Source organism: Oceanobacter sp. ABM4_470 (genome assembly GCF_056158645.1).
Genome location: NZ_JBSWTR010000001.1, coordinates 1,473,092 through 1,485,841, shown reverse-complemented (window position 1 = coordinate 1,485,841; position 12,750 = coordinate 1,473,092). Strand labels below are relative to the sequence as shown.

11 protein-coding genes are annotated in these 12,750 nt (G+C 52.8%); 9 read left to right on the top strand and 2 right to left on the bottom strand.

Annotated elements, in window-relative coordinates:
* The first annotated feature begins 41 nt into the window (after positions 1 to 41).
* Together ACXADJ_RS06595 and ACXADJ_RS06590 are read left to right on the top strand one after the other, a co-directional pair.
* On the top strand, positions 42 to 401 hold the full coding sequence (locus tag ACXADJ_RS06595) for a hypothetical protein (protein WP_475064202.1): 360 nt from the start codon (positions 42 to 44) through the stop codon (positions 399 to 401).
* 411 nt (positions 402 to 812) lie between these two features.
* Positions 813 to 2,390, top strand: coding sequence for a SulP family inorganic anion transporter (locus ACXADJ_RS06590; protein ID WP_475064201.1), 1,578 nt, complete (start codon positions 813 to 815; stop codon positions 2,388 to 2,390).
* 62 nt (positions 2,391 to 2,452) lie between these two features.
* Here the strand turns inward: ACXADJ_RS06590 and ACXADJ_RS06585 are convergent, their stop codons facing one another.
* Complete coding sequence (locus ACXADJ_RS06585; protein ID WP_475064200.1) at positions 2,453 to 4,813, bottom strand: ATP-dependent DNA helicase; 2,361 nt, start codon at positions 4,811 to 4,813, stop codon at positions 2,453 to 2,455.
* A 184-nt stretch (positions 4,814 to 4,997) separates the two neighbouring features.
* Between ACXADJ_RS06585 and ACXADJ_RS06580 the strand changes: the two genes are divergently transcribed.
* From ACXADJ_RS06580 to ACXADJ_RS06570, 3 genes are all read left to right on the top strand, one after another.
* Complete coding sequence (locus ACXADJ_RS06580) at positions 4,998 to 5,693, top strand: DNA-3-methyladenine glycosylase I (RefSeq protein WP_475064199.1); 696 nt, start codon at positions 4,998 to 5,000, stop codon at positions 5,691 to 5,693.
* A 15-nt stretch (positions 5,694 to 5,708) separates the two neighbouring features.
* The gene (locus ACXADJ_RS06575; protein ID WP_475064198.1) at positions 5,709 to 6,203 is read left to right on the top strand and encodes a DUF411 domain-containing protein; all 495 of its coding nucleotides are present in this window, start codon (positions 5,709 to 5,711) and stop codon (positions 6,201 to 6,203) included.
* 106 nt (positions 6,204 to 6,309) lie between these two features.
* Entirely contained in the window at positions 6,310 to 7,623 is a 1,314-nt protein-coding gene (locus tag ACXADJ_RS06570; RefSeq protein ID WP_475064197.1) for a methyl-accepting chemotaxis protein, read from the top strand.
* 59 nt (positions 7,624 to 7,682) lie between these two features.
* On the opposite strand, the gene ACXADJ_RS06565 is transcribed toward ACXADJ_RS06570, so the two are convergent.
* Entirely contained in the window at positions 7,683 to 8,609 is a 927-nt protein-coding gene (locus ACXADJ_RS06565; RefSeq protein WP_475064196.1) for an AEC family transporter, read from the bottom strand.
* Between the two features lie 126 nt (positions 8,610 to 8,735).
* Between ACXADJ_RS06565 and ACXADJ_RS06560 the strand changes: the two genes are divergently transcribed.
* The 4 genes from ACXADJ_RS06560 to tmpT all read left to right on the top strand — a co-directional run bounded on the left by ACXADJ_RS06560 (position 8,736) and on the right by tmpT (position 12,680).
* Complete coding sequence (locus tag ACXADJ_RS06560) at positions 8,736 to 9,662, top strand: LysR family transcriptional regulator (RefSeq protein ID WP_475064195.1); 927 nt, start codon at positions 8,736 to 8,738, stop codon at positions 9,660 to 9,662.
* Positions 9,663 to 9,809: 147 nt separating this feature from the next.
* Positions 9,810 to 11,108 (top strand): MFS transporter, encoded by a 1,299-nt coding sequence (locus tag ACXADJ_RS06555; RefSeq protein ID WP_475064194.1) that lies wholly within the window; start codon positions 9,810 to 9,812, stop codon positions 11,106 to 11,108.
* 205 nt (positions 11,109 to 11,313) lie between these two features.
* Positions 11,314 to 11,460 (top strand): hypothetical protein, encoded by a 147-nt coding sequence (locus ACXADJ_RS06550; protein ID WP_475064193.1) that lies wholly within the window; start codon positions 11,314 to 11,316, stop codon positions 11,458 to 11,460.
* A gap of 563 nt (positions 11,461 to 12,023) precedes the next feature.
* Positions 12,024 to 12,680 (top strand): thiopurine S-methyltransferase, encoded by a 657-nt coding sequence (gene tmpT, locus ACXADJ_RS06545; RefSeq protein ID WP_475064192.1) that lies wholly within the window; start codon positions 12,024 to 12,026, stop codon positions 12,678 to 12,680.
* Positions 12,681 to 12,750 lie beyond the last annotated feature (70 nt).

Here is a 12,750-nt window from a genome sequence, read left to right as displayed (position 1 = left end):
GGTTGCCTCCACTCAGGCCGGTGCCAAATACGGCTGGCAGCATGCTCACTGTGTTGGATGGCTATGGGCGGGTGCTGGCCGAAACCCAGAGCCTGATTCTGACAGGGCAACCCGCTTCAAACGAACGCTGGCTGGGTTTCTGGATTCTGGTCATTGCTGCGGTGGCGCTGGCGATTGTGGTGGTTTGGACGTCTTCGCTGTTGGCTATGCTCAATTTCGCCATGACTGTTGGTTTTGTTGCCGCACCGTTTGTGGCGCTGCTGAACTACGTATTGATCAAGCGAACAGCACTGCCTGACGACTTGCAGAGCGGAAAGGGGTTAAACCTGCTGGCGATTTGCGGTTTGCTGTATCTGGCAGGATTTGTCGCCTTGTTTATTTGGTGGAAGTGGTTGATGTAATGTCTTGCGGACTTGACACTGTATGTATAAACAGTTACCCGTAAGAGCGGCACCAAAGCCAACTTAAATGCCCGGAATCGTTCAAATAGCGAACGATTCCGGGCTGACTTGTCTGCTTCAAGTGAATTTCAAAACCGTCACTCTGACGATATTTCGTGCCTTTGTAGGCCATTCCGTTTGCCCGACCCACCTTCCCGCCAATTCCCCTGAATTTGCCTGCCGACGCTGGTATAGTGCGCGCCTTGCTAGGGGTCCTCTGAATAGTTCGGTGTTGGAAGTTGAAAGGTCTCGCCATTCCGCTGCATTCGCCGCGGGGTTGTAAAGAGCCAATGACAACCCGCAGGACTCGCGCAGAGCTATTCAGAGGTCCCCAGAAACTTCCAATTCCTCGCTTATTCGGGTGGTTATTCGATGCTCTTCTTCAAGGAGTTTGCTCAAACCTTCTCGCCGAACATCAAGAATGATGTGTTATCCGGCCTGACGGTTGCTCTGGCTTTGGTGCCAGAAGCCGTTGCTTTTGCTTTTGTTGCTGGCGTTCATCCGCTGGTAGGTCTGTATGCCGCCTTTATGGTGGGTTTGATCACTGCCTGTATCGGTGGTCGTCCGGGAATGATTTCCGGTGCCGCAGGTGCGTTGGCGGTGGTTATGGTGGCGCTGGTTGCCGAGGCCGAACGAGACTTTGGCTCGGGCATGGGGCCTCAGTATCTGTTTGCTGCCGTGGTGCTGATGGGTGTCATTCAGGTTACGTTTGGGGCTATGAAGCTCGGCAAGTTCATTCGATTGGTGCCTTACCCAGTGATGCTGGGCTTCGTTAATGGTCTGGCCATCGTGATTTTCCTGGCACAGCTGCCGCAACTACAGGTGTCTACCCCGGAAGGTAAGTGGGGCTGGTTGTCCGGTGAATGGTTCAGTGGCATGCAGCTGTGGATCATGCTGGGGCTGATTGCGCTGACCATGTTCATTACCATTAATCTGCCAAAACTGACCAAAGCCGTTCCGTCTGCTCTGGCGGGTATTCTGGTTGCGTCGTTGATTGCGTTTGGTCTGGATCTGGACACCAAAACCGTGGGCGATCTGGCATCCATTGCCGGTGGCTTGCCTGAAATTGCGGTTCCAAACGTACCTTTCACGCTTGAAACCCTGATGTTTATTCTGCCGTACTCCATCATTTTTGCTGCCATTGGTTTGATTGAATCGCTGCTGACCGTGACCGTGATTGATGAAATGACCAACAGCCGTGGTCGTGGTAACAAAGAATGTGTGGCTCAAGGTGTTGCCAACGTTGCAACCGGTTTTATCGGCGGCATGGGCGGTTGCGCCATGATTGGCCAGTCCATGATCAACGTATCTTCTGGTGGTCGTGGTCGCCTGTCTGGTATTGCGGCGGCCTTGTTCCTGCTGAGTTTCATTCTGTTCGCGTCACCGCTGATCGAGCAGATTCCAATCGCTGCGCTGGTGGGCGTGATGTTCATGGTGGTCATTGGCACTTTTGAATGGGCGTCTTTCCGCATGATTGGCAAGATTCCAAAGCATGACCTGTTCGTGCTGGTGCTGGTGACCGTCGTTACCGTACTGACCGACCTGGCCATTGCGGTGATCATTGGTGTAATTGTGTCGGCCCTGGTATTCGCCTGGAAAGCGGCTCAACGCATTAACTCCCGCAGCCAGATGCAGCCGGATGGTGCCAAACTGTACAAACTGGATGGCCCGGTTTTCTTCGGCTCTATTTCAGCCTTCCGCGATATTTTCGACATCGAAAACGATCCGCAGAAAGTTTTGGTCGATTTCGCTGACAGTCGCGTTTGGGACCATTCTGCGCTGGAAGCAATCGACACACTGGCCGAGCGTTACGCCGAAGCAGGTAAAGAGTTGCATCTGCTGCACTTGTCAGCAGAATGTCGCCAGCTGCTGAAAAAGGCGGGCAACCAGTGTGATGTGAACGTGATCGAAGATCCAAACTACAAAGTAGCTGTAGACGAGCTGGCCTGACGCCAGCTTTGCTTGATCGCGCTGGGAGGCTTGTTATTCAGTATGCCTCCCGTATTCGGTGGTTATTCCTTAAACCACCAATCCGGCAGCAGTGCCCGCACCTCGGGCCTGCTGTATCTCGGGTCTATCAAATCAATCCAGCCGGTGTCTTCTGGTGTCCGAATCAAACGGCCTGCGGCCTGCACGACTTTTCGCATGCCCGGGTAAAGCCAGGTGTAGTTGTAGCCGTGCTCATCACCAAAGCGCTGTTTGATGCGTTCTTCCAGTATTTTGTGCAAGCGGTCGGAGGGTGGTAATCCCAGCGTGATAACGGTAACGGCATTTAGCTCATCACCGGGCAAGTCGATGCCTTCCGAGAATACACCGCCTAACACCGCGAATCCCATCAGGTTGCGTTTACGCCGGAAGGTTTGAATAAAGGACTGCCGCTGGGCTTCGCTCATGGTTGGTTTCTGCTTGAGGATCTTGATGTCACTGTCCAGCGACGCCACAGCATTGGCAATGGTATGCATATAGCTAAAGCTACTGAAGAAAATCAGGTGGTTGCCGGGCCGTTGTCGGTAGTTATTAAGCAGGGTAGTGGCCAGTTTCAGGTGGTTCTGCTCACGCCGGTTGTAGCGGGTGTCGATGTCCGGGAAGCCCAGCGTCATTTGCTGTTTATTGAATGGGCCGCTGGTTTGGATGTCGCGGGTATGTTCTGGCATGCCCAGCATGTCCCGGTAGTAAACCGACGGTTGCAGCGTGGCTGAAAACAGAATGCTTGCGGCCGAATCTTCAAACTTTGGCTTGAGGAAGTCAGCTGGAATCAGGTTGTGAATAGTCAGTGTTAGGTGGCTGGTGGCCCATAGTTCGCCGCTGTCGTGTTCTTCCCGTGTGATCTCTACCACCGAATGAGGGCCATAACGTTCCGCCAGCCGTAAAAAGCCAAGGCAGTCGAACAAGGCTTGTTGCAGCAATTGGTCTTCCGGCTTGTCGGCCAAGCTTTTGGCAAGCGCCGAGCTGAGCTGTGAGATGGGCTGAACCAATGTGTCAGGCAGCTCGTCGCTGAATCTTGAGCTTATACCGTTATCTTCTTTGGTTTCCTCTTCGGTTCCAAATAGCGCGTGATGATCTGGAAAAATCAAGTCTTCCAGTTGCTGCCAACCTTTCTGAACACTGCCAAACGCGGCTTTAAGCCCATGTTTTCCGCCAGCTTTTTGCGCGGGTTCCTCAAAGCGACGCTGTTCCAGTGTCGTCGAATACATACCGCGGGCGCGATCAATCAGGTTATGGGCCTCGTCAACCAATACTACGCTGCGCCATCCTTCTTCGACGGTATGACTGTGTAGGATGGCGCCGTCATCGAAGTAGTGGTTTACATCACCGACCACGATATCGCTCCAGCGCGCCATTTCTTGCATTAAAAAGTACGGACAAAGCGTATGTTGGCGGGCGATGGCTTTGACGGCGTCGGTATCCAGCCAACGGGAATCGGCGGCCTGTTCACGAGCCTTGGGAAGCCGATCGAAAAAACCATCGGCCAAAGGGCAGGAATCTCCATGACAGGCATTTTCCGGGTATTCGCAGGATTTCTCGCGGGCGATTAGCTCAAGTGAGCGAATGGGTGGCGTTCCGTCGTTGCCAAACAGCTTCTTAAGATTATCCAACGCCAGTTGGCGCCCGGTGGTACGTGCGGTTAAAAAGAACAGTCGATCCAGCTGTTTTTCCGGCATGGCTTTCAATGCCGGGAAAATCACACCGAGGGTTTTGCCCAGACCAGTGGGTGCTTCCAGTAGCAGAGGGGCTTGCAGGCTAATGGCTTTGTAGACAGTTTCGCTGAGGGGCTTTTGGCCGGTGCGAAATCCTTGCTCCAGAAACGCCAATTGCCCCAGGTAGCTATCGCGCTCGCGGCGGTGGGCTGTTTCTTTCAGCTGCCATTGAATCCATTCATCGGCCAGCTCTTGCAGCGCCTGCCATAGGTCATCGGCGCTCAGTGCGTCTTCCTGCTCGTGACGGGCTTTGCTGTCGACATCCAGGTACACCAGTGAAAGCTGAACCTGTTCCAAATCATCCCGTTTACATAGCAGTGCCCCGTAAACTTTCAGTTGAGCCCAGTGCTGGTGCTGTTGGCCCGGGTTAATTCGGTCGGGGCTGCCGCGAAAGGTTTTGATTTCAATCAGCTGCGCCGGCTGGCCTTTCTGTGGTGCTCGGTAGAGGTCTGCGCGTCCTTTTAGGTTTAGTGTTAATGAAGCGGGTGTGCCCGAAGACTGTGATTCATACATGCCTTCTATCGGGTGTTCGGCTTCGTGATCCGGGTATTGGCTTTGGAGCCACTGGTGACCAAGGATGCCTTCTCTGGCACTCGGTGATGGCGAATAACGATGATCCAGACTGCCTATGCGGGCAGCAAATTCACACAGTTGGCGTACTGATGTCTGGAGCATAGTGGACGTTATGGCGATCGTTTTCAGAAGAGTAAAGTGGCTGTTACCTTACACCATTTGTCGTGCCCTGCCTCGGGTTTTGGGATCAGGCGATGGAGAACAAGCCTGTGAAGAAAATAACGCCATTTGAATACTGGCTGGCGTACACTGGGACGCTAATGGATGCGATGTTCTGGGTAGTGTTATGACATCTTTTGCTGTGATAGAAGATCAAGCCGCAATGCGACACGGTGGTATGGAACGCCTGAAAAGCCTGTTTCAATTTCCCTTGTTGGCCGAAGACATTGCCGAAATCCCGGATGAACGCTGGCTTTCAGAAGCCTGCCGGGTGGTCATGCAGGCGGGCTTCAATTGGGAGCAGGTTGATCGAAAGTGGCCTTCGTTTGAAGACGTTTTCTCCGGCTTTAATATCGACGCCGTTGCTGCGTTGTCAGACGAACAGTTGGAAGCCATGATGGCGACCGGGAAAATCGTCAAACACTGGCCCAAGATCAAGGCATTTCGCGGCAATGCCGTTATGCTGCTTGAATTGAAGCGCCAGCACGGTTCGGTAGGACAGGCATTCAGCCAATGGCAGCCCCGTGAATTTGGTGAGAACCTGTTGGGCGTTCAAGCCAGTGGCGACCGTTTGGGTGGCAAAAGCGCTGCTATCTGGTTGCGTCGCATGGGAGTAGACAGCCTGATCCTGACGCCATCTGTTGAAATAGCGCTGAAAGAGTTCCGGGTGATAGAGCGATTCTCTGGTTCCCGTAAGGCCTGGAGTGAATTCCAGCCCATCGTGAACGGTTGGCTGGATGAAACAGGCGAGTCCCTGAATTACATCAGTCAGGTGCTGGCTCGCTCGAGCGGTGATATTTATAACGAAGCGCTGACGGAATAACGAGGTTTACCCTGTATGTTTACAATGAAAAATCTATTGTTGGGGGCTGTATTATTGGCTTCTTTGCCTGCGGCAGCGAATCAGGCTGTTCAGGGGCCGTTAATTCAGTCTCCGGGTACGTTGGCCGTTTACAAATCGCCCACCTGTGGCTGTTGTACGGGCTGGGTTGATCATGCCAAAGCCCATGGCCTGACCGTTGATACCTATAATGCGCCGGATTTATCCGGGCTTAAGCAGTTCCATCAGATCCCACTGACTCTGCGCTCTTGCCATACGGTTGTGTCAGAGCAGGGGTACGTATTCGAAGGGCATGTGCCAGCCAAATTGGTAGAGGTTTTTTTGTTGGCACCGCCAGCAGGAGCCAAGGGGTTGACCGTACCTGCCATGCCTGTCGGCAGCCCAGGGATGGAAATGGGCGACAAGTTTATACCGTATGAGGTGTTGCAGCTCAATATGGATGGCAGCACTGAGGTGTTCGCTAAAATTGATGCCCCGGATCAACAATATTGATTCAGTTTTCATTCTTTAGCTTAAATACTCATCAAGTATATCGTTTTTGACTCCCCGTTTTCGGTAGATGGTCTAGGCTGTGTTTTAAACACCCAGAGGTTCTGCCATGTTTTTCTCTAAATCCTCAAACAAGGCCAAGGCGACGCCAGCACATACACACGACAAGGCAGTAGTGGATGCCATATGCCGCTCGATGGCGGTCATCGAATTCAACCTCGACGGCACTGTGATTAAAGCCAACGATATTTTTCTGAATACGGTTGGCTATACACTTGAGGAAATCCAGGGCAAACACCACCGGATGTTCTGTGAGCCAGAGGTGTACCAGAGCCACGAGTACAACACTGGCTGGCAGCGGCTTGCTCAGGGTGAGGTACTGTCTGGTCAGTTCAAACGCCTGAGAAAGAACGGCGATGCAATCTGGCTGGAAGCGACGTATAACCCGGTGTTTGATGCTGACGGTAAAGTGAGCTCGGTGATCAAATTTGCGTCCGATATTACGGACTACATGGTAAAAAATGCTGAAACCCGTGCTGTGTTGGATGCGGTAAATCGCACATCGGCGGTGATTGAATTCTACCCGGACGGCACCATCATCACCGCCAATGACAACTTCATCAGTACCATGGAATACAGCCTGCAAGAACTGCAAGGCATGCACCATCGGGCATTTTGTCAGCCTGAATTTGCTAATTCGTCTGAATACAAGCGCATGTGGCAGGACCTGGCATCCGGCCGAGCAATTGGTGGGCGTTTTGAGCGAGTAAACCGTTCAGGCAAGACGGTATGGCTGGAGGCTTCCTACAGCCCGGTTGTTGATGCATCAGGAAAAGTGACAAAGGTAATCAAGTTCGCGACTGATATTACACCGCATGTGGATCAGGCGTTGGCCGATGCCAAACGCGCTGCTGGCGCACACGAAATTGCCTCCGGTACGCTCGAAACAGCCAGTGATGGAACCGTGGTCATTCAGAATGCGGCTGAAGAAATGCGTCGTATTGCCGACAGCGTAACCACCACTGCCAGTGCGATTGCCGAGTTGGGCAAAACCTCCGAACAGATCACCGCCATTGTTAATTCCATTCGCGGCATTGCCGATCAAACCAACCTGCTTGCCTTGAATGCGGCCATTGAGGCAGCCCGTGCCGGTGAGCAGGGACGGGGATTTGCGGTAGTAGCCGATGAGGTACGCCAGCTGGCGGCACGCACCAGTGATTCGACCCAGGAAATTTCTGACATGATCAGTAAAATCCAGTCGGGTATTGATTCCTCAGTGAAATCCATGAGTTCGTGTGAAAGCCAGGCTCAAACCGGCGTAGAGTTGGCCGGTCAGGCGGGTGAGGTAATCATTAAAATCCGCGACGGCGTTCAACAAGCCGTTGAATCAGTCTCCGTTTTTGCCAATTCGGCTAAAAACTGAGCATCTGAAAAATCTGAACAAGGCCGGGAATAGCCCGGCCTCGCAGGTATGGCACTGATTCAGAGCCATGCCAGAAGTACCGACAAACTCACCAGCGAGCCTACGGTAGAGAACAGGATCGTTCTGGACACCACGGCAGGCTCTCTCTGATACAGCTCAGCCAGCATGTATGGGCCCGTGCCCGTTGGCAGTGCTGCCAGCAATACTGCGGCTTTGGCCCAAAATTCCGGCAAGTGAAAAACGTGGTAGGCCAGTACCCAGGTAATGAGTGGATGGACCACCAGTTTGAGAGTCACCAGCCCGTACGCACCATTGGTACTGCCAGTGTGTTTCGCGGCCAAAAATGCTCCCAATGATACCAGCGCACAAGGCGTCGTTGCGCCTCCCAGCATATCCAGAAAAGTTATGGCTGGTTGATTCAGTCCAATATCGAGAACATTCCATAACCCACCAATAATAGGCGTTACCACCAGCGGGTTTTTCGCCAGTGCCAGCGCAACCTTGCGAACAGCAGGCCAGAGGCGCTTTTCCGTTTGCAAGCCCACTTCAATCAGAACAACGGCCAGTGCAAACAGCAGACACACCACAATCAGGCTGGCAATCAATGCTGGCTCCAGACCCTCATCGCCCAGCACCAGTAAACACAGTGGGATACCGACATACCCGGTATTGGCGTATCCCGCACCCAGTCCGTCAATGCTGGCACTGGCCAGACCTCGACCACTGCACAACTTCCAGATAACGGTCGCTGCAAACACACCCAGAGTGGCAATGATGGTGACCCAGATAAAACCGGGGTGCCAAATATCTTCCAGCCGAGCGGTAGCAGTGGATTCAAAAATCAGCGCAGGCAAACATAACCAGACAACGAAACGATTCAGTTCAGACGCTGCCGTAGGGCCAATTAACTGAAAGCGACGGCACAAAAAACCTGTAAGAATCAAACCAAAAATAGGCGCCAGAACAGCAAGGATGTGGACAAACACGGAGAGGGGAGTCCTGTAATAATCAGTGAGTGACGGCAGAATAAATAGGATTCCCGATACCGTCCAATGCTGCTTTTATGTAAATTAATACCGATTAGAGTATCAATCTACTTGGAACTTAGCAGCATGAACATTCGCCATTTGAACGCCTTTGTGGTGCTGGCTGAAACATTGCACTTCGGAGAGGCGGCCAGGAAACTACACATTTCACAGCCTCCGCTGAGTCGCCAAATTGCAGCGCTGGAGGAAACCCTGCAAGTGCAGTTGTTTCGGCGTCGAACTCGTACCGTCGAACTGACGCCAGCTGGAGAGGTGTTTTTGGTCAGTGCCCGTAGGATTCTGGATGAGGTCGATCAGTCGATTCATCGGGTTCGGGCGGCAGACCGTGGCGAAGTAGGGGAAATCACCATTGGCTTTACCATGTGTGCCGCCTGGAGCGTGGTGCCAAAGCTGCTGGCGCGCTTTAAGCATCAACAGCCAGATGTAAGAATCAATTTAAAGGAAGTGTTGCCCAGTGATCTGGACGAAGCGCTGTTAAGCGGTGAACTGGACGCCGGCATCAGCTTTCCGCCATTCAACCCCCACCAACTCATTGATGGACTATGCTGCACCACCATTCATTCCGAATCCATGGTCGCCGTGCTGCCATCCAAACATCCCATTGTTGTAAAACGGTTGGCATCCAGCGATGTCACGCCTTTGGATCTGGCGCTACTGGCCGACGATGATTTTGTGACGTTTCCTTCTGAAACTGCCCCTGAACTACATCGTGCCTTGATGGAGTCCTGTCGGGTTGGGGGATTTGAGCCCCGAGTGGTGTTACAGACTCAGCTGCAACAGACCATCGTCAACCTGGTGGCTGAGGGGCTCGGTGTTTCTTTGGTGCCTGAGTCCATGTGCCGAATGCAGTTGGATGGCGTAGTGTTCGTTCCTGTTCTCCAAGCTGATGTGGCGGTGGTGGAACAGGCTGTTTTCTGGTGTGCGACCAATAACAATCCATGCCTTGGACCATTTCTGGCAAATAATGGAAGCTCGGCAACAGCTAACAGCTAACAGCTAACTTCTAGCGCCTAACGCCCAACCAGGGCAACAAGTTGATGCCCGCTGTATGGTCCAAGCGGGGCCAAACTGTATCTGTTGGCGCGGAGATGGGTCGTTAGAATATCCGTGTGATTATCTTGGTTATAGGTTGAAAAGGTTATGGCGTCTTCTTCAGGTTCCGCGTCGCAGAGCGCCGCACTGCCGCCGGGTCAGCACAGTAATTTATTACACCCGGTATTGATTGCAGGCTGTGTCATTGTACTGGTCGGTTTTGCCATTCGTTCGGCGTTTGGTTTATTTCAGATCCCCATTGCCGACGAATTTGGCTGGCTCAGGGCAGAGTTCTCGTTCGCGATTGCCTTGCAGAATCTGTTTTGGGGTATCGGTCAGCCTATGTTCAGTGCCATGGCTGAGAAATTTGGTGACCGCAAAGCCATTTTGTTAGGCGGCGTGTTTTATGCCGTCGGTTTGTTTTTGTCGGGTTATGCCATTACGCCCGGTCAACATCAATTTCTGGAGATGCTGGTTGGTTTTGGTATTGCAGGTACCGGATTTGGGGTGATTCTGGCCGTGGTCGGTCGGGCAACCTCTGACAAGAATCGCTCAATGGCCCTTGGAGTTGTGACCGCAGCAGGATCGGCGGGTCAGGTGGTTGGCCCACCACTGGCGCAGTTTCTGTTGGATAGCCTGGCCTGGCAGCAGGTCTTTATGGTGTTTGCCGGACTGATTCTGGTGACCATGTTTGCACTCACCTTTCTGAAAGTGCCAGCACCGGTTAAGCCTGCTGCTTCGGAACAAAGCCTCGGCGATGTGGTGAAGCGGGCGATGAAAGACCCGACTTTTATCTTTATTTTCCTGGGGTTCTTCTCGTGTGGTTACCAGCTGGCCTTTACTACGGCTCACTTCCCTGCGTTTGTCGCCGAAATGTGTCAGGCCGTTGAGCCTCATGGAATTCTAAGCTCACTGGGCATCACCTCAACGTCAACGCTGGGGGCCGTAGCATTGGCGTTTATTGGCGTGTTCAACATCATGGGTACGATTCTGGCTGGTTATCTGGGGAATATTTACTCCCGCAAATACTTGCTGGTTGGCATTTATGCATTACGAACGGTTGTTGCTGCGGCATTTATCATGGCGCCGATCACGCCATTCAGCGTGCTGTTGTTCTCTGTGCTGATGGGTGGGCTCTGGCTCGCAACCGTTCCGGTAACGTCAGGGTTGATCGCTCAAATTTATGGACTGCGCTATATGGGAACTCTCTACGGCCTGGTATTCCTGTCGCATCAAATCGGTGGATTCCTGGGTGTATGGTTGGGTGGCAGCCTTTACGATCAGTTTGGAAACTACAATCTGGTTTGGTGGGTTGGTGTTGGCGTAGGGGCTTTTTCGGCAGTGATTCACTTGATCGTGGACGAGCGTCCGTGGAACGATCGAAACAGTGGTATACAGCCAGCGTAAAAGGAGTTTATTGGGTCTGGTTTGCGCTTCAAATCAGACCTGATGGCCTCTGAATTAATGTGTCAAATCAGGCCGCTTAAAGGGTCAAATGTAACGCCGCTGTAAAATTCCTGACAAAAAGGGTTAGTCTTGCCACAGGTTCCACGGAACCGTGCTAAACAGGATGTGTCTTGTAGAACAATGATTACAAAATCAGGAGACAACCATGAGTATTGCAAGCGCCTTGGCAGTGTTGGTTATTTGGAGTGTGTTGTTTGTCGGCTTTTCCGGCTTCTTCCGTCAGGGAGAGCGTGCGATTCAACCGGTACGCATCAACCCGCAGTTCCGTCGTGACGAGCGCGATCTGGACTGACCTTGCCACGCCCTGAACTGTCCAAGGATTCGTTCAGCAGGGCTTCCTTACTTTTTTATTGCTTTCTCTCAATCCTTTTTCAGCCAGACCTTTTACTCAGCCGCTTTCCGTTTCTTTTCCCGTCACCTGTTCGCTTCGATCACGCAAATCAACTAGGGACCCTCTGAAAAACTCTGCACAGCTCTGCGCGAGTCCTGCAGGTTGTCATTGGCTCTCTATAAACCCGCGGCGAATGCAGCGGAATGGCTGGTCCTTTTCAAATCGGGCCGCGCAGGTTCGCCAACACCGTTCTGGCGGGCTGCAGGCCGCGCCCTACGGGGATGGCAGGGCATTGCTGACTCTGTGTCGCTGATCTTTGACTTGACCCGTCAGGCCTGCAAATCAGCTTCGTGATTCAGCTTCGCCCTGTCATCCAGAGCGGGCACCGAGTTTTTCAGAGGGTCCCTTGGCTCGCTGATGTCTGCACGCTGATATCTACACGCCCAGTGCACGCTGTGTTGCGATTAACAGATGTCATGCGTTGTTTGATATGGTTCTGCCGTTATAAAACAGAGGAGTAGACCATGGACGCTGAATTTTGGCACAGCAAGTGGGAACGCGGTGAAATAGGCTTTCACAACAGCGAGGTGAATCCTTTGCTGGCTCGCAACTGGCCTTGCATGGGGCATTTGGGAGGCACGGTGTTTGTGCCTTTGTGTGGCAAAACCCTGGATATTGCCTGGCTATTAGGGCAGGGCTACGCCATTGCAGGTGCGGAGCTCAGTGAAAAAGCCGTTCAGGCATTGTTCGACGAACTTGGTGTTACCCCGGATGTGACCGTGGTAGCGGACTACGCTGCTGAGCAGCCTCTGAAGCTGTGGCAGGCGAACGGTATCCGTATTTTCAGCGGCGATATTTTCAAGCTGACCGCCGAGCTGCTTGGCCCGGTTGATCTGGTGTACGACCGCGCCGCCATGGTTGCACTGCCAGCTGCGGTTCGCATCGAGTATGCCCAGCATCTGGTATCCATTTCCGGCTCTGCACCACAGCTTTTGATCTGTTTTGAGTACGACCAGTCGAAGATGCCCGGGCCACCATTTTCAGTAGAAGCCGACGAGGTTCATCAAAACTACCGCGCTCACTACAACCCTCAGTTGCTGGAATCGGTAGAGGTCGAGGGTGGCATGAAAGGCAAAACTCCCGCCACTGAAAAGGTCTGGCTACTGGACCCTGTAAGCTGACCAATACGTCGTTTGTACGCCATTTACTGAAATAAAATCCGCATCAGCTAGAGAAAGCCCGGTTCCTGTC